The following is a 25,200-nucleotide window of genomic DNA, read 5'->3' on the forward strand; positions in this document are numbered from 1 at the left end:
TGAAATATTGGCAGAAAAAATAGTGGTGGCTATAGCTCAGTTGGTAGAGCCCTGGATTGTGATTCCGGTGGTCGCGAGTTCGAATCTCGTTAGCCACCCCATTATTTGGTAACTTCGGTTTCCAGTTTTGATGTATTTCGAAACGAAACGTTCTTATAATAGAACATTGTCGGTGAATAGCGCAGCTTGGTAGCGCATCTGGTTTGGGACCAGAGGGTCGGGGGTTCGAATCCCTCTTCACCGACCACTATTTCAATAATCGCATTAGCGATTATATAAAAAGTTAGTGGTGGCTATAGCTCAGTTGGTAGAGCCCTGGATTGTGATTCCGGTGGTCGCGAGTTCGAATCTCGTTAGCCACCCCATTAACTCGGTAACCTAGTTTACTAAGTAGATAAGGTTTCCCATTTTGATTATTCAAAATAAAACATTGTCGGTGAATAGCGCAGCTTGGTAGCGCATCTGGTTTGGGACCAGAGGGTCGGGGGTTCGAATCCCTCTTCACCGACCACTACATGAAACCCTAGCTTTCGAGCTAGGGTTTTTTTATACCTGTATTTTACTGTTTGATAATGGAATGCATTGGGCCGGGTACGGAAGGCCGCCCCGTTCGAATCCCTCTTCACCGACCACTTTAAGAAGGCCTGCTCAATGAGCAGGTTTTTTTCGTTTATCCCCTCTGAAACCATCACCTCAGCGTTTGCTCAAAATACACACTTCTATGCTTTATAGGCCTTGCCGCAAAGCGCAGTGTGATCTGCTGTATATTTTATTGATTGGTAGTTGTCTGTCTTACAAACCACTCTACATGCCACTTATACCACCAGTAAAAACAATTTTACTGGTGTTTTGTTTATTGGTTGTTAATGGTGGGGTTTTTTCGTGTGAGTTTTTATTCATCATGCGCTCTGCCTATGTAATAGCTTATAACCATAGCTTCAGCGTGATATGCTGATAAACAAAGCACTCTTCGGCTTCTTGATTATCACTCTTCTCGTGCTATGTTTGCTTTTGAGCTACTCTTTAGTGACTATTTATTCGATAATTATTCATTTCTGCAGTTTTTTAGCTTGTTTTGTTGATTTTCTGTGAAATTTTTGCCAAATTGACTGCTGAACATATATTCAGCAATTTGTGCTGGAAATGAAGGGATTCAATTTTTCAGACAGGGCAGAACGCTGCCGAGCAGTTGGGGTCTGGTAATGGCATTATTAGAAGTTAAAAATCTCCGAATAGAATATCCATCTCGTCATGGAGTCCATGCTGCCGTGAAATCACTGTCGTTCTCGATTGAGCGCGGTGAAATTGTCGGTGTGGTCGGAGAATCAGGTGCAGGTAAATCGACAGTGGGAAACGCTGTGATTGATCTGCTGAGTCCGCCGGGGCAAATCGCCAGTGGTGATGTTTATCTCGACGGTGAAAAAATTTCAGGGCTTTCCCCTGAACAGATGCGGCAAGTTCGCGGGTCAAAAATCGGTTTTATTTTTCAGGACCCGATGACCTCGCTAAATCCTCTGTTTACCGTTGAGCAGCAGCTGACAGAAACGATTGTGACCAATCTGCAGGTCAGTAAGGAAGAAGCGTATAGCCGAGCATTGAGCTTGATGGAGCAGGTGGGGATCCCTCAACCTGAGTTGCGGATCAAACAGTATCCCCATCAGTTTTCCGGCGGTATGCGCCAGCGTGTGGTTATTGCCATCGCACTGGCCGGTGAGCCTGATCTGATCATTGCCGATGAGCCGACAACAGCACTGGATGTCTCGATACAGGATCAAATCCTTAATCTTATTCGTGAGCTCTGTGTTAAGAAGAACGTTGGTTGTATGTTGGTTACCCACGATATGGGGGTGGTATCCAATGTCACTGACCGCGTTGCGGTAATGTATCGCGGGGATCTGGTTGAAATCGGCGCGACGGAGCAGGTACTTGGCCGCCCGAACCATCCTTACACCCAGAGCCTGATTTCTGCAGTACCGCGTTCTGATGTCAAGCTGAAGCGATTCCCGCTGGTCAGTTACATCGAAGAAGCGCAGGAAATGAGCCAGCTGGATGTCAAAAACCACTGGCTAGGCCAGAGTGAAGATCAGCGCAGCTATCGTGGTGCCTTGCTGCAGGTTGAAAATGTCAATTTGCGCTTTATCACTAAAAATTCTTTCTTTGAAAGCCGCCGTGAGTATGTGCAGGCATCCAATAATGTCAGCTTTGAAATCTTCGAAGGTGAGACTTTTGGTCTGGTGGGTGAATCCGGTTCAGGGAAGTCGACGATTGCTCGAGTGATTGCTGGATTGTATCCGCCGAACTCCGGCAAGGTCGTATTTGAAGGTATCGATCTTACTGCATTGAAGAGTGAGGCTGAGCGCCGCCCGCTGCGCCGTCAGATGCAGATGGTGTTCCAGAACCCTTATTCATCAATGAACCCTCGGATGAAGATCTCGGACATTATTGCCGAGCCAATTCGCTTCCACAAGCTGACTGAAAATGAAGCCCAGACTCGCCAGATTGTGAACGACTTGCTGGACCACGTTGGTCTTGGCCGAGCTGCCGGGGTGAAGTACCCGCATGAATTTTCTGGGGGGCAGCGCCAACGTATCTCTATCGCCCGGGCCCTAGCGACCCGTCCGCGTCTGTTGATTTGCGATGAACCGACTTCGGCACTGGATGTTTCGGTACAGGCACAAATCCTGAACCTGCTAAAAGATCTGCAGGACGAACTGAATCTCACGATGTTATTTATCAGTCACGATTTGCCGGTGATCCGCCAGATGTGTGACCGTATTGGTGTGATGCAAATGGGAACACTGCTGGAAGTCTCGCCTACCGAGCAACTGTTTACTGCACCACAGCATGAGTACAGCAAACAACTTATCTCGCTGATGCCTGAATTTAAGGGCATGAGTCAGGAAGGATTGAAGTTAGCTTAACCTCTGCTACCACCGCCAGAGGTGCGGTGGCAGGGGCTGGTATAAAGAAGAACCTATAACAAGCAAACACAACGACAAGGGAGTTCGCTCCCCGCATAAAGGAGCTATGCAATGAAAACCATCAAGAGCAAGCTGGCAGTCGCTTTAATGGCCGCAGGTCTGAGTTTTAGCGCAGCAGCAGCTGACATCAAAGTAGCCTACAATGCTGACCCTGTTTCACTGGATCCGCATGAGCAACTTTCCGGTGGTACGCTGCAATTGTCCCACATGGTCTTTGATCCACTGGTACGTTTTACCCAGGATATGGATTTCGAGCCACGTCTGGCTGAAAGCTGGAAGCGTATTGACGACACGACTTTTCGCTTCGAACTTCGCAAAGGCGTGAAGTTCCATTCTGGTAACGCAATGACTGCGGATGACGTTGTGTGGACGTTCAATCGCCTGAAGAGCTCGCCAGACTTCAAAGCGATCTTTGAACCGTATACAGAGCTGAAGAAAGTTGACGACTACACTGTCGATCTGATCTCTACCGGTCCTTATCCGCTGGTACTGCAAACTGCGACTTATATCTTCCCAATGGATAGCAAGTTCTATAGCGGCAAAACAGAAGACGGTAAAGATAAAGCTGAGCTGGTTAAGCACGGTAACTCTTATGCCTCAACCCATCTTTCAGGTACCGGCCCGTTCATCGTTACAGCGCGTGAGCAGGGCGTAAAAGTTGATTTTGAACGCTTCGACGGTTACTGGGATACGGCATCGAAAGGTAACGTTGATAAGTTAACGCTGGTTCCAATCAAAGAAGATGCCACTCGGGTTGCGGCACTGCTTTCTGGTGGTGTTGACATGATCCACCCTGTTGCTCCTAACGACCATAAGCGAGTTAAGAGCGCGGAAGGTATCGATTTGGTGACCCTGCCTGGTACTCGTATTATTACCTTCCAGATGAACCAGAACAGCAACGAAGCGTTGAAAGATGTACGTGTACGTCAGGCGATTGTTCACGCCATCAACAACGAAGGTATCGTGAAGAAAATCATGAAGGGCTTTGCGACCGCTGCGGGCCAGCAAGGACCATCAGGTTATGCAGGTTATGATGAGGCACTAGTGCCGCGTTATGATTTGAAAAAAGCCAAAGAGTTAATGAAAGAAGCGGGTTATGAGAAAGGCTTTAAGTTAACTATGATGGCACCGAACAACCGCTATGTGAACGATGCCAAAGTGGCTCAAGCGGCTGCGGCGATGATGTCAAAAATTGGCATTAAGGTCGATCTGAAAACCCTGCCTAAAGCGCAGTACTGGCCTGAGTTTGACCTGTGTTCTGCTGACATGATGATGATTGGCTGGCACTCGGATACCGAAGATTCAGCAAACTTCTCTGAGTTTTTGACCATGAGCCGTAATGAAGAGACCGGTAAAGGTCAGTACAACTGTGGTCATTACTCAAACGCAGAAGTCGACAAATTAGTAGAAGCTTCAAATGTGGAAACTGATCCAGCGAAGCGTGCCCAGATGCTGCAGAAAGTTGAAGCAACGTTATATAACGAGGCAGCGTTTGTACCGCTACATTGGCAGAGTGAAGCATGGGGTGCTAAATCAAATGTGCATGCAGCAGGCATCGTTAACCCGATGGTAATGCCATACTTCGGTGATCTTGTTGTCGACTAACTGCTTGAGATAAGAAGTTAAGTCACCAAGAAATACAGCAATAGAAAGTAAGCTTAGTGCCGGAAAGGGTTTTCCGGCACTGATTTTAAGGATGATAGAAGGGGCAAGGAATGTTTACGTTTCTGGTCAAGCGCCTGTTTCAGGCACTGATAGTGATGTTTGTGATCAGTCTGGTGGCATTTGCCATCCAGGATAACCTTGGCGACCCATTGCGCGAGCTGGTGGGGCAGTCTGTATCAGAAGCTGAACGTCAACAATTACGCGATGACTTAGGTCTTAACGACCCGTTTATTACCAAATACAGCCGTTTCCTCGGCAATGCCGTCCAAGGGGATTTAGGAACATCGTATTCCTTTAAACGCCCGGCTGTCGATGTGATCTTGGATAAGCTGCCAGCGACCCTTGAGCTGGTTTTTGGGGCAACACTTATTATTATTGCAGTTGCCATCCCATTGGGGGTTTATACCGCGATTCACCCCAATAGCCTATTTACTAAAACCGTGATGGCTTTAAGTAGTATCGGGATCTCAATTCCGGTATTTCTGACCGCTATCATGCTGATGTATATCTTTTCCATTGAACTTGGCTGGCTGCCTTCCTATGGCCGTGGCGAAACCCTGAACTTGTTGGGGTGGAAATCTGGCTTTTTCACGCTGGATGGCCTTAAGCACCTTGTTCTGCCTTGCATTGCACTGTCTTCGATTATGATGCCGCTTTTTATTCGTCTCGTTCGCTCCGAAATGCTAGAAGCGCTAAGTTCAGAATACATTAAGTTTGCCAAAGCTAAAGGTTTGGCAATGAACAAGATTTATTATCAACACGCGCTGAAAAACACCATGCTACCTGTGTTGACAGTGGGTGGGGTGCAAATTGGTACCATGGTGGCATACACCATTTTAACTGAAACCGTCTTCCAGTGGCCGGGAACAGGGTTGTTGTTCCTTGATGCGATTAACCGTGTTGATACACCGCTGATCACCGCTTACGTTATTTTCGTTGGTTTAATCTTTGTAGTAACCAATACCATCGTTGACCTGCTTTATGGCTTGGTTAACCCAACTGTCAATCTGACTGGCAAGGGAGCGTAAGTCATGAATACTACGACAGCAGTAACGCCAAGCCGTTGGGAGCGGTTTAAAAATTCAGACATCGTGTACTACTTCCTGAAAGATAAAGTCGCGATGTTCAGTTTTGCACTCTTCCTTACCTTTGTGACCGCCTCGGTGTTTGCGCCGTTAATTGCACCCACTAATCCCTATGATTTGTCTTTGATAGATATTATGGATTCAGAGCTGCCGCCAGCATGGATGGAGGAGGGCGATAGCCGCTTCCTGCTGGGCACTGATGACCAGGGGCGTGATATTTTCTCGACCATTCTTTATGGTTCGCGCTTATCCCTGACGATTGGTTTGTTAGCGGTGGGTCTGCAGTTGATCCTCGGGGTGACAATCGGTTTGAGTGCTGGTTACTTCGGCGGTCGTATCGACAGCTTCTTGATGCGTTTTGCTGATGTACAGCTGTCTTTCTCGACCATGATGGTGGCGATTATCGTATCGGCGATATTCCGCACTGCATTGGGGGCCGAGATGTTTGCTCAGTATGCGGTGGTGATGTTGGTGATCATTATCGGTGTGGCAGAATGGCCGCAGTATGCGCGAACGGTGCGTGCGTCGGTACTGGCCGAGAAGAAGAAAGAGTATGTCGAAGCGGCGCGTGTTATGGGCTTTAAGGCACCTCGCATCATGTTCCGCCATATTCTACCGAACTGTTTGTCACCGATTTTGGTTATCTCTACGGTGCAGGTGGCGAATGCGATCATGTCTGAAGCCGCGCTTTCTTTCCTCGGACTAGGGCTACCGGTTGACCAGCCATCGCTAGGCTCTCTGATCAGCATTGGCTTTAACTATATCTTCTCGGGCTCATGGTGGATCACGGCCTTCCCTGGCCTGGTGCTGGTTACTTTAGTGCTAGTGATTAACCTGTTGGGTGACTGGTTACGAGATGTCTTTAATCCTAAGATTTATAAGGGATAAAGATAGCATTATTGAAAAAGCGGCCAGTTGGCCGCTTTTTTTGTGGCTGTAAAACCACCGCAGATAGCCAGCTATCTTCAAATATTGCGATGTGTCATTTTTTGCTATTTAAAATCAATCACTTGTTTTATTTAATGCAACTGTTAGCAGTATAATGCTGCTCTTTAGTTTCAATAAGTAGCAGGGTCGCTGATGATGAGCTAATTCGCAGTAGGATGGCGAATCACAGGCGACGTAATAATTGAGAATAATAATGAAAAAGTCACTAGCAACACTATTATGCCTGTCGACATCAGCTGCCATGGCCGCTGATGTTGCCGATTCGAACAAGGATGACAGCAAGAATGGCTATTCGTATTTTACTGTCGGGGTGGAGTCGGTTAATTATCAAGAACGATTTAGTAGCAAGGGTGAAAATTATGAGTCAGATGCAACCGCGCTGAGCCCGGTGATCAATACCGGTAGCCTCACTCAGGTTAACGAGACATTCGATTTTTCGATTGATGCTCTGGCAACATTTTCGCCGGGTAGTGTGGATGAAGAGTGGTCCAACAGCAATGGGGTTTATCAGCGTAACAAGTTTGAGTACATCAAGGCGTCAACAAATGTACTGTTGCATTATAAGATGACACCGGAGTGGCGCTTGGTCGCTGGTCCATCGATGACCTACCAAACCTACAAGCGTTATCAGAACCAGAATGAAAATGCCATCTACTACGGTACTTGGGAAGAAAGTTCGACAGACATCTTTATCGATGCCGGTATTGCGTATGACAGTGGTTCACTGTATGCAGATAGCCCGTGGCACTCCTATTTCCGCCTGGTGGCTGGCGTGCCACTGTGGAGTGAGACAACCAACACCGCGATTGACGGCGTGACCTTCAATGATTTTGGTTTCCGTACCAGTCTTGATGGCGGGATCAGCTACCGGGTAATGAAAGGGATCCACCTTGGTTGGTTTGTGATGGCAGGCTACGAGAAGCGCTTCGAGGAAGGGCCGACGTTCTGGCGCTACGATGACGATGGCCGCAAGCAAATGGCGACACTGCCTGAAGCCGAGACCATGAGCTTGAGTACTGGCTTGCAGGTGTTGTGGAACTTGTAAGCGAGAACTTTTGTTTCATCATAAAGAAAAAGGCGACCGCATGGTCGCCTTTGTTGTTTTACAGTAACCCGATATTACTGAATTGGTTCCATGCGGCTGTCACTCGTATGGCCTGTAGACCAGTGCAGCTTCTCGCGGTGCAAGATGCCGTCATTCTCAGAATACTGCCAGCTTACACTGTATTTTAATTCTTCTGTTGGACAGCTATCAAAGTCAGTCGGGGTATCGGTATCACAGAAGTTGTAAGTACCGTTTAGCTCGGCAACGGTACAGGTATGGCCTTCTTCAATCAGACAAGGCAGGTCATTAGGGTACTCGCTCCAGGCAAATTCTTCATCACCATAGGTTGCGCCATTTTCAGTGTAAGAGACCTTTGTTGCGTGAGCGATACCATCTTCTGTGTAGTAGTCTGTCCAGCTAGTACCGATAAAGGGAACTTCGGTATTGAGGCTAGCTTCAACAGCTGCCTTTGCGTCTTCTTCTTTGTAGTAGAGAGTCGCGGTGAAGATGCAGTTTTCATCATCAGGTGTAGCATCGCATGACGGAGCTCTGTCGACCTCGACACCGGCTTCTGCGAACTTTATCTCAGTACCGCCGTCAGTCCAGATAGTGTAGGACTCATCGACAGGTTCGTCTTCTGCCCATCCCTGGAACAGCTGGTGGCCGTTGGCCTGGTAGGCGGTAAACGAGGAGGTGATAGGCATTGCATCGCTCCAGCCTTTGGCTGGGCTGTACGCCCACTCCTGCTCTGTGACCTCGTTATTTGTTTCACGGTACAATTGGATGACTGAACCATAGCCTCCGTCTACTTCTGTGATGAAAATACCGGCTTCATCGATGATCAGGGATGCTTGTGGTTCAATGGTATCGTTACGGTCAACATAGGTATTGATGATAAACTCTTCGCTGACCGTCCCTTCATTCGGATTGGCAAATATCACCACGGATTCACCCGGTTTGATATCGGCTTGGCCTAAGTAGTCGAAGTCGATAGCACATGCGGTACCGTTATCGGCACTGAATGCGACGCCTTGGTTATCCTGACTGCTGAGATTATACATTTCGTCGGCGAACTTGCTATTTAGCAGGTGGAACTTGTAGGCCATGTTGCTACCGAAGCGGTAGCTTGGGTTGCCCATCGGATCTTTATTGCCGTCTTTTTCAAAACCAAGGCTCTCACAGTTGGTCGTCAGGTACAGGTCAACATCCAGGTCATCCATTTCATACTGCTGGGCAGCACGGCTCTTGCTTGCTGCGTCGGCTTCGGTTAGTTTCCCGTTGACAATCACCTCGGTTGTTGGCTGCTGCCAGTAAGCCTCGGCACTTTGCTTGCCGATATAGAAAGTGGCTGGCTCGTTCTGAGTTTCGTTTGTCAGTGCCAGCCCCGTCGCAGCCTTGGTGATGCTGGCTTTCGGTGATACTGCATACAGGTAAACACGAGGCATCTCTGCATCGTTCGAACGATCTTCTCTCAGCATCAGGGTCGCCGGGCTTTCGTTATCAAGGGTTAGCTTGATGTTGTCGCCGTCGAGCTCCCAAGTACCGCTTTGAGTCTGGATAGTGTCTTCAGCAGGGCATTCGCCGTTGACCGAATTGGCTTCCAATACCTTGTTATCTGCGGTCAGACGGATAGCCCAGCAATCAGGCTTGGCGGTATAACTATCACCGCCCTGGTTGATCCACTCGGCATTAAAACGATACAGGTTCTTATCGACGATAATATCGCTCAGCGGGTTATTGGTGGCCGGCTTCTCAGTGATAGATAGCTTAACGGCTGCACTAGCCTGATTATTGTCATCATCACGAGCGGTAATAGTGACGGTAAAATCACCCGGAACCTGAGGTGTGCCGGTAATGTTGACTTCTGGATACTGGACATCATAGTTCAGGCTGGTATTGCCATCGGTGAAGGTGTAGGTGAGCGTATCGCCATCTTCATCTGTGAATAGATCGGCAATATTCAGCCAAACACTACCTACATCTTGTCCTTCCTGAAGCGCTAGGCCATCGATGTTTTCCTGTAGTTGTGCTAGACGAACCGTGTCAACGACTGGTTTGGTGTCAAAAACCTTAACCTCAAACTGTATCAAGGTTGTGACTGTGCCAACTTCTTTGTCTGCGGCATCGAGATCCGTCGCTGCAAGCTCAAGATGGTAATCTCCTGCCGGTGTTTTAGAGCCACCTTCCATCGCTGTTAGTTGAATGGTGTTTTCAACAGTAAGTTCTGCGTGGATGCCTTGATCCAGTAGGTAATCGTAGCTTGCCTGTGTTATTGAAACCTTTGGTGCTGTGGTTTGGTCGGCATCCGTGAATAGACCGACAACCGTTTCGGTGCCAAAGAAAGCGAAGTTTTTTCCGGCGATCATCTCTGCTTTGGTAAGTTCAGCGGCAAGCGGGGCAAGTACTGCGGAATCAACCACTGCTTGGTGGTTAACAACCGGCTTTTCTACCACAACGTTGTCATTAGCATCTTTTTCGACTGGAACAACAGGCTTGTAGTTCGGGTTATCTAGCTGCTCTTGGGTTGCATCGTTAACGGCACCAACTGCTTCTGTGACGACTTTCTCGGTAACCTCATCAAGGTCAATACTCTCATCGGTTTGGTGGTGAGTTTCGGTGAGGATCTGTGCAGTCTTGTGCAGCTTGCTGGCCAGCTGTTTCTCTTCTACTGAGCCTGCGTTAGCCTTGGTATCGATATAATCTGCGTACAGGTCGATCTCAAGGCTGGTATCACCTTCTTTCAAGTCGGTAAGCATTGCCTGGACAGTGGCTTCTGCCGTTGCTTGGTCGACGCCTTTTTTCATTTCGGCGACAACTAAATCAGTAATCGGCGTTGCAATGGCGCTGCCTGCTGGGGCACGGAATACCACGTTTTTGCCCATCGCCTGCAGCGGTTGGTCCATATCGACGGTGTAGATCCCCGGCTCAACCTTAAAGTTACTGTAGTCTTTGTAAGGTTCTAGGATTTTTACGACGATAGGATTTGCCTTGATCGCTTCTTCGACTGTTTTGTCGACTTTGATGTCCAGTTTACCTTCGGAGTCGGTCAGCACTAGCTTGCCGTCGATATCTTTGATCACTTCATCGGCGTCACAGCTACCGTTGTTATTTTTGTCCGAGCAGACAAGGGCATTTTTCAGATAACCATCAATGGTGGTGATCACGACGCCGCCAACAACTGGCCCTGTAATTGGAGGTACGCCTTCATTACCACCAGGCTTGCTGGTGCCGCCACTGTCACCCCCTCCACAGCCAGATAAAGTGAGTGCCGTCGCCAAAGACGCTGCTAATACTGAGTATTTAAAGTGCATTATTATTTCCTTTTTAATGCATGCTGATGCGCTGTTGAAAATATTGTTGGTGTTTTATGTGTTGATAGTTTTATAAACACGCGCGCATATATAGCGAATGTCACCTTATGATCAAGATCTCATTTTTGTGTCTGTGAAGTTGGGCATGATTTTTCTTTCAAGTAGGGAGTGTTGATGCTTTTAGGGGATATTTTGAGGGTTATTGCTAATAAAGTATTGATTGCAAAGTGGTTAGAGTAATTGCATTAATATGCATGGAGAGCTGGGGAGAGGGTTCGTACCTATATAAAAAAAACCAGCTGACGGGCAGCTGGCTTTTCGATTTTTCTGAATAGTTATGGGTTAAAAGAACAAATGTCCCATTAACGCAATAACAGGTAGCGTCACGACAGTACGCAGGATGAAGATCATAAATAGTTCCCACGGCTTGACCGGGATTTTACTACCGATCAGTAGGGCACCGATTTCTGACATGTAGATCAGCTGGGTGACTGACATAGCTGCAATCACAAAGCGGGTTAGATCGCTTTCAATACCTGATGCCAGAATTGACGGCAGGAACATATCGGCAAAACCTACCACAATCGTTTCTGATGCGGCGGCAGCTTCAGGGATCTGCAACAGCTCCAGGAATGGAATAAACGGCTGGCCCAGAATGCTAAATACCGGAGTGTGCTCGGCAATGACTAAGGCCACCGTACCAATTGCCATGACGACAGGCAGGACACCAAAAATCATATCGACGGCATTCTTCACGCCTTCAGCAACAACGCTACGTAGGCTTTTCACTTCACTGGCTTTGCTTAACGCTTGCTCAAGGCCAAAACCTACCACTGTTTTGCCTGCAGGAACGGCTTCGTAGTCATTGGTAAGGTCGGTGCCATCGATGTAGTGGTCTTTTTTCCAAGAAAGCGGTGGCAGGCGCGGAACGATCACTGCGGCTGCCAGGCCAGCCAGGCAGACGGTCAGGTAGAAGGGTGCAAACATATGCTCCAGGTTCACCTGAGCGATAACCACGAGGCTGAAAGTGATAGAAACGGCAGTAAAGGTGGTACCAATCACCGCGGCTTCACGCTCAGTATAGATTTTGCTTTCGTACTGCTTGCTGGTCATCAGGACACCGACACTACCATCGCCGAGCCATGAGGCGATACAGTTAACGGCAGAGCGGCCAGGCAGGTTAAACAGCGGGCGCATGATCCGGGTAAACAAGGCACCGACAAACTCCAGCAGACCGAAGTTCAGCAGTAGGGGTAGCAGCAACCCGGCAAACAGGAATACGGAGAACAGCACCGGAAGTAAATCATTGAGCACCAGGCCGCCTGTCGCGCCATCATGGATCATCTTCGGACCGATACCGAAGAATGTCATCACCACAAAAACAGCGCCCATTAGCTGGACAATAAACCACACTAGGCTTGGGTTTAGCAGCCCATTCAAAAAGCTGTTTTCGGTGATCGCACGAGGCTTGATAAGCTTGGTGAAAATGGAAGCTATGGCGGTGAGTGAGATCACAAATGTGACGACAGCTGTCAGCATGCCATCAAACAGTGACTGAACCGATTTGGCCAGCACGGCAATAGGGATCGTGAGGGTATCTTGGTATTCGATAGGTGCCATGAATAGAAACACACCTAGCAGAGAGGGAAGAAGAAACATCAGCCAGTTGGCTTTGTTACCCGATGATGTTGATATTGCCTGATCCTGCATACTCGACCTTTAACTCGCTGTTTTGATTGGGAGTAAATAACTGCTCTTATTCCGGTCGGAATAAATATTCACTGATCATCCATAATCAGGTGGTGAAAGATTACATTTTTTATCTCAATAATGGAATAGTTCACGGTGTTTTCTGTGTTTTTATTCACTTTATGCTAAGTAATGCTAAATAGATAGCGATGTATTTTTAATCGATGGGTCTTCGTCTGCCATAAATGTGACTGCAACCTTAACTTGATGAATTTTTAGCGAAGTGCCGATTGGGGTCATTGTTTGGCTAGTTGAACAACTTATAATGGGAGCGAAAAGTAACTTCGATAACTTTAACTATAAGTACAGAGAACCATGACAATATCTCAAAAAGGACTTTCTTTGGCAGTCGCAGCAGCGTTGCCATTTGTTTCATTTTCTTCAGCGGCTATGTTTAACGGGGCTGATGCCCGTGGCGGTGCGATGGGCGGGACAGGCGTTGCCTCGGCAGAGTACCTGACGGCCAGCTTTTATAACCCGGCAATGGCAACCAACTATATCAAAGGTGATGATTTTGGCCTGATCCTGCCGATGCTTGCCGTTGGCGTGCATGATAGCGATGATCTGTATAGCGAAGTTGAAGATTTCCAGGATCTCAATGATAATCTGGGTGACAACCCGTCTCCCCAGGAGCTGGATGAGTGGCGTAACGCCTTGCGTGACTTGGACAATAAAGAAGTGGACATGGATGTGCTTGCCGGGGCTTCTGTCGCTATTCCCAACCGCTTTGTTAGCGCAAACCTGTTCTTAAAGGCCCAGATTGCCAGTATGGCAAAGGCAAATGTTGAAGAAAGCGATCTGGTTAACCCTAATCCAAATACCGAGGATCTTGACTCGACCGTACAGGGGCTGGCTGGTGGTACCGTGGATTTAGGCCTGACGTTGGCAAAAGAGTTTGCACTGCCGATCCCGGGCCAGCGTTTTTCAGTCGGTGTTTCGCCAAAATTCCAGAAGGTATTGGCACTGAACTATCTGGCGAGTGTCAGTGACTTTGATGATGATGACTTTGATATTGACGATACCGAGGAGGCAACCGCATTTAACCTTGATTTGGGTGTTGCCTATAAACCGGCTAATAACCTGACTTTTGGTCTGGCTGCGAAGAACGTGATCAAGCAGGAGCTGGATACCAATGAATCGTTTGGCACCGTAGCGACGTTCTTGGTTGAGCCTCAATATACTGCTGGTGCGGCGTTTGATAATGGCTGGTTGCTGGTTGCTGCCGATGTTGACTTGAATGAAAGACAGTTTTTCAGTGAGTCAGATTACAAAACCCAGTTTGCCCGTGTGGGGCTGGAGCTTGATGCTTGGCGCTGGGCGCAGCTTCGGGTCGGTTACAGCCATAGTATGACCGATAGCGCAGAAGATATGCTGACAGGCGGTCTCGGCCTGACTCCATTTGGTGCCGTCGGCCTGGATGTGGCAATACAATACGGTGAAGACGATCACTATGGTGTTGGGGCACAGCTAGCCTTTATGTTCTGAGTTAGCGGATACGGCTTTCTCGGGAGTGATCAAAAAGGAGGCTCAGGCCTCCTTTTTATATTGCTAAATTGCCAGGCTACACCTTAGCGCATGGTAACGAATTCTTCAGAGCCGGTCGGGTGGATCGCAACTACACTGTCGAAATCCGCCTTGGTGGCACCCATCTTCATGGCTACACCAAAACCCTGGATCATTTCATCAACGGTATAGCCAATGCCGTGTAGGCCAACCACTTTCTCGTCAGGGCCGGCACAAACCAGTTTCATCTTGCATGGCTGGCGGTGCGAGGTGACAGCGGTATACATTGCCGTAAAGCCAGATTTATAGACTTTCACGTTTTCTTCGCCGTACTCGGCAATTGCTTCTGGCTCAGTCAGGCCAATGGTGCCAATTGGCGGGTGGCTGAAGACCACGGTCGGGACCAGTTTGTAATCCATTTTGGCTTCGGTCTTGCCGTTGAACAGGCGCTCAGACAGCTGGCGACCGGCTTTTACTGCCACTGGTGTCAGCTCAATACCGCCTTCCATGATATCGCCGACACAGTAGATGCCTTTGACGTTGGTCTGCTGGTATTTATCAACCTTGATGTAGCCGCGGCCGTTGGTTTCAACGCCCGTCGCCGCCAGGTTGATTTTGTCGGTAGTCGGGTTACGGCCGATAGCCCAGATCAGAACATCGGTATTGTGGGATTCACCGTTTTCAAAGTGAAGGGTGACTGAGCCGTCTGCTTCTTTTACCACTTCTTTGGGTATCGAGTGGGTGTGCAGGGTCGGGCCTTCTGCATCCATCACCTCAACCAGGGTGTCGATGATGATTGGGTCAAAGCTGCGCAGTGGGGATTCCTTGCGGACGAACAGGTGAGTATCGGTACCCAGGGCACTCAGTACGCCGGCAATTTCGACGGCAATGTAGCCCGCACCAATGACGGCACTGCGCTTAGGTTGCTCGTTCAGCTCAAAAAAGCCGTTAGAGTCGATACCGTGCTCGGCACCCGGTACGTTTGGAATAGTGGGTTCGCCGCCGACGGCAATAAGAATGTGATCGGCTGTGTAGTGCTCGCCGTCTACTTCGACAGTTTTTTCATCAACGAACTTGGCGAAGCCGTTGATCACTTCAATCTTGTTATTGCCCAGTACGTTATCGTACGCGGCATGAATGCGGCTGATATACGCTTCGCGGTTTTCTACCAGTTTGCTCCAGTCGAATTTTTTGACATCGACGTCGAAGCCGTAATCTTTGGCATAAAGGTGCATGGCTTCAGCAACCTGTGCGCCATGCCACATGACTTTCTTCGGCACACAGCCGACGTTTACACAGGTACCGCCTAGTGCTTTGGCTTCGATCAGAGCGACCTTGGCGCCATGCATTGCTGCGCGGTTTGCTGATGCAATGCCGCCGCTGCCGCCACCGATACAAATGTAATCAAAATGCTTTGCCATGACTTTCTCCGCTTAATTCTACGATTTATTAGCTGAACCTAGTGTAATAAAGAACGTTGAGAGTTACGAGAGCTGGGGATCGAGAAAGTCGAGTGGTGGGGGAATAACTTATCAAGGGCAAGAATAAGGCGGGCTTATGCCCGCCTGCAAACGCAGCGTGGTCCGGAATACCGGGATTATTCCGGCACTATCCATTCGACCTTGTGGAAGCCGCGGCTTGGGGCAATAGCCTGCTGCAGCCAAGGCAGAATCGCCTTCATCTGGCTTTCCAGCTTCCATGGCGGGTTGATGACAATCATGCCGGATGCCGTCATGCCCCGCTCGGTGGTATCGGGCTCTACGCCCAATTCTATTTGCAGGATTTTGCGAATACCCAGTTTTTCTAGCCCTTTTAGCATTTTGTCGATGTTCTCGCGATACACCACCGGGTACCAGATAGCATAAGTACCGGTTGCCCAGCGCTTGTAGCTTTCTGCGATGGCGTTGACCACATCCATGTACTCATGTTTGAGCTCATAAGGGGGATCGATCAGTACCACCCCACGGCGCTCTTTCGGTGGCAGGCTGCCTTTTAAACGCAGGAAGGCATCTTCCTTGTAGATTTTCACCTGGCGATCGCTGCGAAATTCTTGCAACAGCAACGGGAAGTCAGCCGGATGCAGCTCGGTCAGCACCATGCGGTCTTGTTCGCGTAGCTGGGCCCGGGCAACACGTGGTGATCCCGGGTAGTAGCGTAAGTCATCACTGTTATTCAGCGCTTTGATCGCATCAATATACGCGCTGATTTCAGCGGGAATATCATCACGAGACCACAGGCGGGCAATGCCTTGCTTGAATTCGCCGGTTTTCTCGCTACGTTCATCCTGCAGATCGTAGCGGCCGACACCCGAGTGGGTATCGTGATAGACAAATGGCTTATCCTTTTGCTTCAGGGCATCAAGGATCAAGCTTTGTACAATATGTTTGACCACATCGGCATGGTTGCCGGCATGGAAACTGTGGCGATAACTCAGCATGAATGAGGTCTCTACAGGTAGTAAGTCATGGGGTAGGGGGCATATTATGGCGGATTGTCGGCGAATATCCAGAAAGCAGTCAGAACTTTAGTCATACAGGGTGTTAATTACACGTTAAAATGAAAGGATGAGTGAGATCATAAACCGCGACTAAGGGATTGAATTTATACGCCAGAAGACACATCTAATAAGGGATAGAAGAATTAAGGATTAGCGCATGTCGAACCCACTACTAACCATGACGGATCTGCCTCCGTTCTCTCAGGTTACACCCGAACACATAAAACCAGCCGTTGAGCAGGCCATCGCTGACTGCCGTGCCAACGTGGAAGCCGTAATGGCCAACGATGCTGCGCCAAGCTGGGAGACAATTTGCGCCCCGCTGGCAGAGACCGACGATCGCCTGAGCCGGATTTGGTCGCCAGTTGGCCATTTGAATGCGGTGAAAAACAGCAATGAGCTGCGCGAAGCGTATGAAAGCTGCCTGCCAATTCTGTCAGACTACGGAACCTGGGTTGGCCAGCACAAAGGCCTTTACGAAGCCTACAAAGCCATTAAGGCGGATGACAGTTTCAGCCAGTTGACCCAGGCGCAGCAAAAATCAATCACCGATGCACTGAAAGATTTTGAGCTGTCCGGTATCGGCTTGGCGGCCGCTGATCAGCACCGCTATGGAGAGATCAGCAAGCGCTTGTCAGAGCTGGCATCGACCTTCAGCAACCATGTGCTCGATGCCACTATGGGCTGGTCCAAGCTGGTTACCGACAAGGCCGATCTCGGCGGCTTGCCGGAATCTGCTCTTCAGGCAGCGCAAGCGGCGGCAGAGGCGAAATCGCAGCAAGGCTATCTCTTTACTTTGGAAATTCCGTCTTATCTGCCGGTGATGACCTATTGTGAGAACCGCGAGCTACGCCAGGAAATGTATGAAGCTTTTGTCACCCGCGCTTCTGATCGTGGCCCGAATGCGGGTAAGTGGGATAACACAGATATTATTTCAGAGAAGCTAAAGCTGAGCCATGAGCTGGCCCGCCTGCTGGGCTTTAATTCCTACAGCGAGAAATCCCTGGCGACCAAAATGGCTGAAACGCCGGATCAGGTACTGGGCTTTTTGAATGATCTAGCCTTACGCGCCAAGCCGCAGGGAGAGCGTGAAGTTGCTGAGCTGCGTGATTATGCCGCCTCAGAGTTCGGTGCCACTGATCTGGCACCTTGGGATTTTGCCTTCTATGCCGAGAAGCTGAAGCAGCACCGCTACAGTATTTCTGACGAGCAGCTGCGTCCGTATTTTCCTGAGCAAAAAGTGGTTGCCGGGCTGTTTGAGGTACTGAAACGTGTGTTCGGTATGGACGTGAAGCCGCGTGACGGGGTGGATGTCTGGGACGATAGCGTGAGCTTCTACGATATCTTCGATGCCGCGGGCGAATTGCGCGGCAGTTTTTATCTCGATCTCTATGCCCGTGAGCACAAGCGAGGCGGTGCCTGGATGGATGAGTGTATGGTGCGCCGTACCTGCACCGACGGCAGCTTGCAAAAACCAGTGGCCTACCTGACTTGTAACTTCAACAAACCAATTGGTGACAAGCCAGCCTTGTTTACCCATGATGAAGTCGTGACCTTGTTCCATGAGACCGGCCACGGTATTCACCATATGCTGACCCAGGTCGATGCCCCTGCCGTTTCTGGCATTAACGGTGTGCCATGGGATGCGGTTGAGCTACCGAGCCAGTTCCTGGAAAACTGGTGCTGGGAAGAAGAGGCCCTGGCGTTTATCTCTGGTCACTATGAGAGTGGTGAAGCCCTGCCAAAAGAGATGCTGGATAAAATGCTGGAAGCGAAGAATTTCCATTCGGCGATGGGGATCTTGCGCCAGCTGGAGTTTGGCCTGTTCGATTTTACCCTGTACACCAACTACGATCCGGAAGTGGGTGCCCAGGTGCTTGATACCCTGTTTGATATCAAGTCTCGGGTATCGGTCGTGCCAAGCCCTGAGTGGGGCCGTTTCCCTCACAGCTTCAGCCATATTTTTGCAGGTGGCTACAGTGCGGGCTACTACAGCTACCTGTGGGCAGAGGTATTATCGGCTGATGCCTATTCGCGGTTTGAGGAAGAGGGGATTTTCAACACCAAGACCGGTGCCGATTTCCTTGATTGCATTTTAGAGCGCGGTGGTAGCGAGGAGCCGATGGCGTTGTTCAAGCGCTTCCGTGGCCGTGAGCCTAAGATCGATGCATTGCTACGTCATTCCGGCATCACCGGCTAACTTTGCAGATTAGGCTGGTTATTTCACCCCATTGCGGCATCGGACGTGCTCATTGATGGTTATCAACTCCACGCGGCCTCTTTGCACTGAGGTGAAATTCCAGCGCTGAACCAGCAAAGTGGCTATTGCCAATTAATGAATATAAAAAAGGCTCCCTAGGGAGCCTTTTTTGATCGAACGGGTATTGCAAAGAGCGGTGTTACTCGCTCTCTTCTATGACCAGGGGCCAGCCCATATCCGTCTGGCGGATCGCTTCTTGCTGCAACTCGGCCTGGGTCAGCGGATTGGCATTAAGCCAAAGCGCAGGCAGGGTTAAGGTCAGCTTGTTGTCATCAACCGCCAGTGTAAACGGCGGCTGGTGGTTATGGTCACGGCGGTGACACAGGATCACGGCCAGGCGCAGCAGGCGTAAAATGCGCGCTGCACTATGGGCCGAGAGCGCGTGCTGTTCCGGCAGGCTGGTTAGCTGCTCGCGGAAGCGGCGCAGCAGTTCGGCGATCAGGTGCTTTTGGGCACGGGTAAAGCCAGGTAGGTCGATGTTGTTGATCAGGTAGGCAGCGTGCTCACCACTTTTCTTGAACTCAATACTGGTGCCGATTTCATGCAAAGATGCACTTGCATGGAGCAGGTATTTTGCCTGTGGCTCTAATTGCCACATTGGCTCACAACTGTCTAATAGTGACATCGCCGTATGGGTAACGGCTTCGGCATGCTCGGCATCAAGCTGAAAGCGGGCCTGCAGGCTCATCAGGGTACGCTCACGTACATCGTGATGGCGCATTTGGCTCATCATCTCGTAAACCATACCTTCGCGCAGGGCGCCACCGGCCAGGGTCATCGACTGGATATTCAGTGACTCGAAGATAGCGATAAGGATCGACAGGCCGCTCGGGAAGACCAAGGCCCGTTCCAGGGTTAGCCCTTCGATATCAAGGTCCTCCAGGCGTTCATATTGCATGGCCTGGCGCTGCATGCGTTTGAGTTTCTGCAAGGTGATGATTTCATCCATCCCCTGTGCCAGCATGATTTCCTGCAGTGCCTGAACGGTACCACTGGCACCGACGCAGGTTTCCCAGCCTAGCGTGTGGTAGGGCTTGACAATAGGCTCGATCGCACGCTTCGCTGCATTGATTGCCGCTTCAAAGTTCTCTGCCGTTAGGTAACGATCCTTGAAGTAACGCTCCAGCCAGGTGACACAGCCGATCTTCAGGCTAGTCAGGGCACTGGCATCAAAGCCTTCGCCGATAATGACCTCGGTACTGGCACCGCCGATATCGACCACCAAGCGTTTGCCGCACCCACCGGAGGTGTGGGCCACACCTTGATAGATGATTCTGGCTTCTTCTTCGCCAGGAATGATCTCGACACTATGGCCAAGGATATCCTTGGCTTTAGAAAGAAAAGTATCTGCATTAACTGCTGTACGCAGCGCTGCGGTTCCGACAATCCGGATTTTGTCGGCGGGGATATCTTGTAGCCTTTCTGCAAACAGGCTCAGGCAGTCCCATCCGCGTTGCATGGCTTCTTCACTCAGCTCGTTCTGGCTGTTGAGGCCTGCCGCGAGGCGGACTTTCCGCTTGATTTTGGCCAGTGTCTGCACACTGCCGGCGACTTCCCGCACAATCCACATATGAAAGCTGTTAGAACCTAAATCAATCGCGGCGTACAGAGGTGATACTGTTCTTTCCATAAGCATATCTTATTGTTGTTTTTGTTGCTGCGGGCGGCGGCGGTTGTTGTTGCGCTGACGCGACTGACCCTGACGTGATGAATTGCTGCGGCGGTTTCCGCCCTGGCGCGGAGCGCGTGGGATGCTTACCGGGGCAGGCAGATCGTCCAGCAGGGCTTCTCCATCGTACTTAGACAGTGGAATAGCGTGCTCGATATAGGTTTCGATAGCCGGTAGGTTGATAGCATATTGCTCACAGGCAAAGCTAATCGAGTGGCCACTGGCACCAGCGCGGCCAGTACGGCCAATACGGTGAACGTAGTCTTCCGCATCGTCAGGCAGATCGTAGTTGAATACGTGGGTAACCTGAGGAATATGAAGGCCTCGGGCAGCAACGTCGGTAGCAACCAGAATATCGACTTCACCCTGGGTGAACTGTTCCAAAATACGAACACGTTTTTTCTGTGGCACATCGCCAGTTAGTAAGCCTACGCGGTGTTTGTCTGCCGCTAGGTGGGCCCAAATATCTTCACAGCGGTGCTTGGTATTGGCAAAAATGATCGCACGATCAGGCCATTCTTCTTCAATCAGGGTTTGCAGCAGACGCATTTTGTCCTGGTTGGATGGGTAGAACAGCTCTTCCTGGATACGGTGGCCAGTTTTCTGCTCTGGCTCAACAATCACACTTTCTGGGTTGTTCATGTGCTCGAAAGCCAGCTCTTTCACGCGGTATGACAATGTCGCCGAGAACAGCATGTTCAGGCGTGCTTTTGGCATAGGCATACGGCGGAACAAGAAGCGGATATCTTTGATGAAGCCTAGATCGAACATACGGTCAGCTTCGTCGAGTACCACAACCTGAATTGAGTTCAGATCGATAACACGCTGCTTATAGAAGTCGATAATACGGCCACAGGTGCCGATCAGGATATCAACACCGGCTTCCAGTGTTTTTTGTTGTTTCTCATAGGCTTCACCGCCGTACGCGAGGCCAGCCTTAAGGCCTGTGCTTTCGAGCAGCGGTTTGGCATCATTGTAAATCTGGATTGCCAGTTCGCGTGTAGGTGCCATAATGATGGCACGAGGGTGGTTAGTTTTGCGCTCCTCCGATGCTGGATTGAGTAGCAAATAGTTAAAAGTCGCCGTCAGGAAGGCCAGGGTTTTCCCTGTGCCTGTTTGAGCCTGACCTGCAATGTCTCGGCCGGTGAGCAATACCGGCAATGCCAACGCCTGGATAGGTGTACAATTGTGGAAACCTTTAGCTTCCAGTCCTTGTAAAACCTTAGGGTCTAAACCCAGGTCGGCAAATTTCTGCTCTGTGATGTGAGTCGTCTTCATTCGTATAGAATATCAGCTTAGGGTTGCAATACGAAACGGATTCCATTCAAATAGGGCATCGATTTGCTGGTTAAAATAAAATCAGCCAAGAAAATCAACCATTGGAGTGGAAGATGAGCGACAAGATTGTGCAGCTGACAGACGCAAGTTTTGATAACGACGTGATTAGCGCTGCGGGCCCTGTATTAGTCGATTTTTGGGCTGAATGGTGTGGTCCTTGTAAAATGATTGCCCCAATTCTTGACGAAATCGCGGACGAGTACGAAGGCAAGCTGACGATCGGCAAACTGAATATCGATCAGAATTCAGCGACTCCGCCTAAATTCGGCATCCGTGGTATTCCAACACTGCTGCTATTTAAAGACGGCGGTGTGGCAGCTACTAAAGTAGGTGCACTATCTAAGAGCCAGCTTAAAGAGTTCCTGGACGCGAACCTTTAAGACACCTCTTACCCGAACCGTGCGCAATTTCTCAGTTGTGCATGGTTTGACTTCCGACTATGCTAGACGGATGAGATGTTTAGTGCTAACTTATTGCACGTAAATTGTTCATTTGTTCATTCCTTGACCTGCCCCATTGGTCAACGCTATCTCAACTAACATAGAACCCCGATTTTGACTGACAAGAAACCCACCACTATGAATCTTACAGAACTGAAAAACCAACCTATCCCTAAGTTGGTTGCGCTTGGCGAAAGCTTAGGATTAGAAAACCTAGCGCGTTTGAGAAAACAAGACATTATCTTTTCTATTCTCAAGCAGCATGCGAAAAGTGGTGAGGACATTTTTGGCGATGGTGTTCTAGAGATCCTTCAAGATGGCTTCGGCTTCCTTCGCTCTGCAGACAGCTCTTACCTTGCCGGCCCTGACGACATCTACGTATCTCCTAGCCAAATCCGCCGATTCAACCTACGTACTGGTGATACCATTGCCGGGAAGATCCGTCCTCCGAAAGATGGCGAGCGCTATTTTGCTCTGCTGAAAGTTAACGAAGTTAACCATGATAAGCCGGACAATGCTCGCAACAAGATCCTGTTTGAAAACCTGACCCCGCTGCATGCTAATGACCGCATGCGTATGGAGCGTGGTAACGGTTCGACCGAAGATATCACAGCACGTGTTCTGGATTTGGCATCACCAATTGGTAAAGGCCAACGTGGTCTGATCGTGGCACCGCCGAAAGCGGGTAAAACCATGCTGCTGCAAAACATTGCACAGAGCATTGCCTACAACCACCCTGAGTGTGAGTTGATGGTATTGCTGATCGACGAACGTCCGGAAGAAGTGACCGAGATGCAGCGCCTGGTTAAAGGTGAAGTAATTGCATCGACGTTCGATGAGCCAGCTTCTCGTCACGTACAAGTCGCTGAGATGGTTATCGAGAAAGCGAAGCGTCTGGTTGAGCACAAGAAAGATGTGGTTATCCTGCTTGATTCCATCACCCGTCTGGCTCGTGCCTACAACACTGTCGTACCATCATCAGGTAAGGTACTGACTGGTGGTGTGGATGCCAACGCCCTGCATCGTCCTAAGCGTTTCTTCGGTGCGGCACGTAATGTTGAGGAAGGCGGCAGCCTGACAATCATTGCTACGGCACTGGTTGATACCGGTTCGAAAATGGACGAAGTTATCTACGAAGAGTTCAAGGGTACAGGTAACATGGAACTGCACCTATCTCGTAAGATTGCCGAGAAGCGAGTTTTCCCTGCGATTGACTTCAACCGTTCAGGTACCCGTCGTGAAGAGCTATTGGCGAAAGCGGACGAGCTACAGAAGATGTGGATCCTGCGCAAAATCGTTCATCCAATGAGCGAAACCGACAGCATGGAATTCTTGATCGACAAACTGTCGATGACTAAAACCAATAACGAGTTCTTTGACGCAATGCGCCGTCAGAAGTAATTATTTAGCTGCCTAACTCACAGTTTTCTGAAACGCCACCTAGTGTGGCGTTTTTTATTGGACAGAGATCCTGCATAATCCTATCAAACAGTATTCGATTACATTTCAGAGTGGATGGCGATCACTGTATTGAGGTACTGTAGGCGCTGGATTTGCGGCTGATTGTGAACCAGGAAGGTGAGCAGGCTGCAGCGCGTAGGATTGAATGCGTTCTTCACCGTAAGGAGGTGACATGCGACAAGGATGGTGCATGCTGTTGTTACTTCTGGCTGGTGGCCTAAAGCCGGCCATGGCCGTTGAAGTCTCTGAACAACAGGTGAGACAGGCTGCCGCCTCTACCCAGGTGCAAGCCCGGGTGATAGCACTGACAATCCTCTATGATCGGAGTGATTTCAGGGCTCTTGAGTTTAACCTTTCCCAATTGACGCTGTTGCAGCAGGAAGCGGTTCGCGCCCAGTTGGTTCAGCATGCTGTCGAGAGCGGCGAACTTGATCAGGCAAAAGCAAACTGGCTGCAGGCGCAGGCTGAGCGCAGACCTGCTTTTACTGTGGTTGAGCAGGGGGATGGCTACCAGGTAACCCAATCAGCATTCCACTACGGCGCCCAGGCCCGTGGCCTGGTGATGCAGTGGCAGCAACTATTGCTGGCCCGGGAGATGGCTGCGCAGGCCGAGGCGGGGGAGTTGGTACTCTCTAGCTGGCTGGCGGGAGATCTGCGTACCCAAACTATCCGCCGGGATATCTTCCTCAAGCAATTGCCGCAGCTCTCTAAGCATGCTGTAGCGCAACTTGTGACCCAGTTTAGCTCTGACACCAAACTGATGTGGTTGCCAGATAATGGTGTGATCGCCCATTTGGCAGCAGCGTCGGGTGATGAGCAAATGTACCACCTGCTATGGCGGCGGCGTACCGATCAATACAGCCTGGCCGAACTGAACCGATTGGCAGCCTTGGCGCCGACACCAAACGCTGTTGAGCAGCTAATGGCTGCGACCATTAACCCGTCTCTGAAATCCCAGGCGTATAAAGTCCTCATTACCCTCAAACCATTGCCAACTGCGGCACAAGAGTTTCTGGCTGAGAAGCTAGACGAAGTCGATGATGGCCAGATGGTGGCGTTCGAGCTGGCGCAGCAGGGATATGTGCAATGGCTGGAGCAACTCGCTACCGATAGCCGAAACCAGGTGCTCCAGAACAACTTCAAAGCGGCGATGGCTAAATTACCCTGATAGCCAGGCTTGGTTGATTTTCCAGTGTGTTCACGTTAACAACTCGTTATAATGTCGCCAATTTAATGGCAGATCCCGGC

General features: G+C 49.8%; 16 protein-coding genes and 4 tRNA genes. 14 read left to right on the top strand and 6 right to left on the bottom strand.

Features of this window, described 5'->3' with window-relative positions; translation table 11 throughout:
• Positions 1-25 precede the first annotated feature (25 nt).
• The 9 genes from AC51G0_RS00230 to AC51G0_RS00270 all read left to right on the top strand — a co-directional run bounded on the left by AC51G0_RS00230 (position 26) and on the right by AC51G0_RS00270 (position 7,724).
• A tRNA-His gene (locus AC51G0_RS00230) sits at positions 26-101 on the top strand.
• A 69-nt stretch (positions 102-170) separates the two neighbouring features.
• Positions 171-247, top strand: a tRNA-Pro gene (locus tag AC51G0_RS00235).
• Between the two features lie 42 nt (positions 248-289).
• Positions 290-365: transfer RNA gene (locus AC51G0_RS00240), tRNA-His, on the top strand.
• A gap of 69 nt (positions 366-434) precedes the next feature.
• A tRNA-Pro gene (locus tag AC51G0_RS00245) sits at positions 435-511 on the top strand.
• A gap of 691 nt (positions 512-1,202) precedes the next feature.
• A complete protein-coding gene (locus tag AC51G0_RS00250; RefSeq protein ID WP_496300184.1) occupies positions 1,203-2,921 on the top strand; it encodes a dipeptide ABC transporter ATP-binding protein in 1,719 nt (572 codons plus the stop codon).
• Positions 2,922-3,032: 111 nt separating this feature from the next.
• The gene (locus AC51G0_RS00255; protein WP_496300185.1) at positions 3,033-4,586 is read left to right on the top strand and encodes an ABC transporter substrate-binding protein; all 1,554 of its coding nucleotides are present in this window, start codon (positions 3,033-3,035) and stop codon (positions 4,584-4,586) included.
• 110 nt (positions 4,587-4,696) lie between these two features.
• Positions 4,697-5,674, top strand: a complete 978-nt coding sequence (locus AC51G0_RS00260) for an ABC transporter permease (protein WP_496300186.1) — start codon at positions 4,697-4,699, stop codon at positions 5,672-5,674.
• A gap of 3 nt (positions 5,675-5,677) precedes the next feature.
• On the top strand, positions 5,678-6,619 hold the full coding sequence (locus AC51G0_RS00265) for an ABC transporter permease (RefSeq protein ID WP_496300187.1): 942 nt from the start codon (positions 5,678-5,680) through the stop codon (positions 6,617-6,619).
• A 253-nt stretch (positions 6,620-6,872) separates the two neighbouring features.
• The gene (locus tag AC51G0_RS00270) at positions 6,873-7,724 is read left to right on the top strand and encodes a hypothetical protein (RefSeq protein ID WP_496300188.1); all 852 of its coding nucleotides are present in this window, start codon (positions 6,873-6,875) and stop codon (positions 7,722-7,724) included.
• A 74-nt stretch (positions 7,725-7,798) separates the two neighbouring features.
• Here the strand turns inward: AC51G0_RS00270 and AC51G0_RS00275 are convergent, their stop codons facing one another.
• Complete coding sequence (locus tag AC51G0_RS00275) at positions 7,799-11,035, bottom strand: hypothetical protein (RefSeq protein WP_496300189.1); 3,237 nt, start codon at positions 11,033-11,035, stop codon at positions 7,799-7,801.
• A gap of 342 nt (positions 11,036-11,377) precedes the next feature.
• Positions 11,378-12,745 (bottom strand): YjiH family protein, encoded by a 1,368-nt coding sequence (locus tag AC51G0_RS00280; RefSeq protein ID WP_496300190.1) that lies wholly within the window; start codon positions 12,743-12,745, stop codon positions 11,378-11,380.
• Between the two features lie 354 nt (positions 12,746-13,099).
• Between AC51G0_RS00280 and AC51G0_RS00285 the strand changes: the two genes are divergently transcribed.
• Entirely contained in the window at positions 13,100-14,269 is a 1,170-nt protein-coding gene (locus tag AC51G0_RS00285) for a conjugal transfer protein TraF (RefSeq protein WP_496300191.1), read from the top strand.
• Between the two features lie 83 nt (positions 14,270-14,352).
• Here the strand turns inward: AC51G0_RS00285 and gorA are convergent, their stop codons facing one another.
• Together gorA and AC51G0_RS00295 are read right to left on the bottom strand one after the other, a co-directional pair.
• Positions 14,353-15,708 (bottom strand): glutathione-disulfide reductase, encoded by a 1,356-nt coding sequence (gene gorA / locus AC51G0_RS00290; RefSeq protein WP_496300192.1) that lies wholly within the window; start codon positions 15,706-15,708, stop codon positions 14,353-14,355.
• Between the two features lie 176 nt (positions 15,709-15,884).
• Entirely contained in the window at positions 15,885-16,724 is an 840-nt protein-coding gene (locus AC51G0_RS00295) for a 23S rRNA (adenine(2030)-N(6))-methyltransferase RlmJ (protein ID WP_496300193.1), read from the bottom strand.
• A gap of 217 nt (positions 16,725-16,941) precedes the next feature.
• Here AC51G0_RS00295 and prlC point away from each other — a divergent pair, with 217 nt between their 5' ends.
• Entirely contained in the window at positions 16,942-18,984 is a 2,043-nt protein-coding gene (prlC, locus tag AC51G0_RS00300) for an oligopeptidase A (RefSeq protein ID WP_496300194.1), read from the top strand.
• Positions 18,985-19,183: 199 nt separating this feature from the next.
• Here prlC and gppA read toward each other — a convergent pair whose 3' ends face one another.
• The gene (gene gppA, locus AC51G0_RS00305) at positions 19,184-20,674 is read right to left on the bottom strand and encodes a guanosine-5'-triphosphate,3'-diphosphate diphosphatase (RefSeq protein ID WP_496300195.1); all 1,491 of its coding nucleotides are present in this window, start codon (positions 20,672-20,674) and stop codon (positions 19,184-19,186) included.
• Positions 20,675-20,683: 9 nt separating this feature from the next.
• Positions 20,684-21,991 carry an ATP-dependent RNA helicase RhlB gene (gene rhlB / locus AC51G0_RS00310; protein ID WP_496300196.1) on the bottom strand — a complete coding sequence of 436 codons (1,308 nt, stop codon included), beginning with the start codon at positions 21,989-21,991 and terminating at the stop codon, positions 20,684-20,686.
• A gap of 113 nt (positions 21,992-22,104) precedes the next feature.
• On the opposite strand from rhlB, the gene trxA reads away from it, so the two are divergent.
• The 3 genes from trxA to AC51G0_RS00325 all read left to right on the top strand — a co-directional run bounded on the left by trxA (position 22,105) and on the right by AC51G0_RS00325 (position 25,120).
• Positions 22,105-22,431: a thioredoxin TrxA gene (trxA, locus tag AC51G0_RS00315; RefSeq protein ID WP_496300197.1), complete on the top strand. Its 327-nt coding sequence runs from the start codon at positions 22,105-22,107 to the stop codon at positions 22,429-22,431.
• 198 nt (positions 22,432-22,629) lie between these two features.
• Entirely contained in the window at positions 22,630-23,892 is a 1,263-nt protein-coding gene (rho, locus tag AC51G0_RS00320) for a transcription termination factor Rho (protein WP_496300198.1), read from the top strand.
• 250 nt (positions 23,893-24,142) lie between these two features.
• Positions 24,143-25,120: a hypothetical protein gene (locus tag AC51G0_RS00325; protein WP_496300199.1), complete on the top strand. Its 978-nt coding sequence runs from the start codon at positions 24,143-24,145 to the stop codon at positions 25,118-25,120.
• The last annotated feature ends 80 nt before the right edge of the window (positions 25,121-25,200 follow it).

It is taken from the genome of Photobacterium sp. HL06, assembly GCF_059552575.1.

What these genes read in the sequence shown, in the direction of transcription:
- AC51G0_RS00250 (WP_496300184.1), top strand. Translation starts at nt 1,203, where the DNA reads ATGGCATTATTAGAAGTTAAAAATCTCCGAATAGAATATCCATCTCGT.
- AC51G0_RS00255 (WP_496300185.1), top strand. Translation starts at nt 3,033, where the DNA reads ATGAAAACCATCAAGAGCAAGCTGGCAGTCGCTTTAATGGCCGCAGGT.
- AC51G0_RS00260 (WP_496300186.1), top strand. Translation starts at nt 4,697, where the DNA reads ATGTTTACGTTTCTGGTCAAGCGCCTGTTTCAGGCACTGATAGTGATG.
- AC51G0_RS00265 (WP_496300187.1), top strand. Translation starts at nt 5,678, where the DNA reads ATGAATACTACGACAGCAGTAACGCCAAGCCGTTGGGAGCGGTTTAAA.
- AC51G0_RS00270 (WP_496300188.1), top strand. Translation starts at nt 6,873, where the DNA reads ATGAAAAAGTCACTAGCAACACTATTATGCCTGTCGACATCAGCTGCC.
- AC51G0_RS00275 (WP_496300189.1), bottom strand. Translation starts at nt 11,035, where the DNA reads ATGCACTTTAAATACTCAGTATTAGCAGCGTCTTTGGCGACGGCACTC.
- AC51G0_RS00280 (WP_496300190.1), bottom strand. Translation starts at nt 12,745, where the DNA reads ATGCAGGATCAGGCAATATCAACATCATCGGGTAACAAAGCCAACTGG.
- AC51G0_RS00285 (WP_496300191.1), top strand. Translation starts at nt 13,100, where the DNA reads ATGACAATATCTCAAAAAGGACTTTCTTTGGCAGTCGCAGCAGCGTTG.
- gorA (WP_496300192.1), bottom strand. Translation starts at nt 15,708, where the DNA reads ATGGCAAAGCATTTTGATTACATTTGTATCGGTGGCGGCAGCGGCGGC.
- AC51G0_RS00295 (WP_496300193.1), bottom strand. Translation starts at nt 16,724, where the DNA reads ATGCTGAGTTATCGCCACAGTTTCCATGCCGGCAACCATGCCGATGTG.
- prlC (WP_496300194.1), top strand. Translation starts at nt 16,942, where the DNA reads ATGTCGAACCCACTACTAACCATGACGGATCTGCCTCCGTTCTCTCAG.
- gppA (WP_496300195.1), bottom strand. Translation starts at nt 20,674, where the DNA reads ATGGAAAGAACAGTATCACCTCTGTACGCCGCGATTGATTTAGGTTCT.
- rhlB (WP_496300196.1), bottom strand. Translation starts at nt 21,991, where the DNA reads ATGAAGACGACTCACATCACAGAGCAGAAATTTGCCGACCTGGGTTTA.
- trxA (WP_496300197.1), top strand. Translation starts at nt 22,105, where the DNA reads ATGAGCGACAAGATTGTGCAGCTGACAGACGCAAGTTTTGATAACGAC.
- rho (WP_496300198.1), top strand. Translation starts at nt 22,630, where the DNA reads ATGAATCTTACAGAACTGAAAAACCAACCTATCCCTAAGTTGGTTGCG.
- AC51G0_RS00325 (WP_496300199.1), top strand. Translation starts at nt 24,143, where the DNA reads ATGCTGTTGTTACTTCTGGCTGGTGGCCTAAAGCCGGCCATGGCCGTT.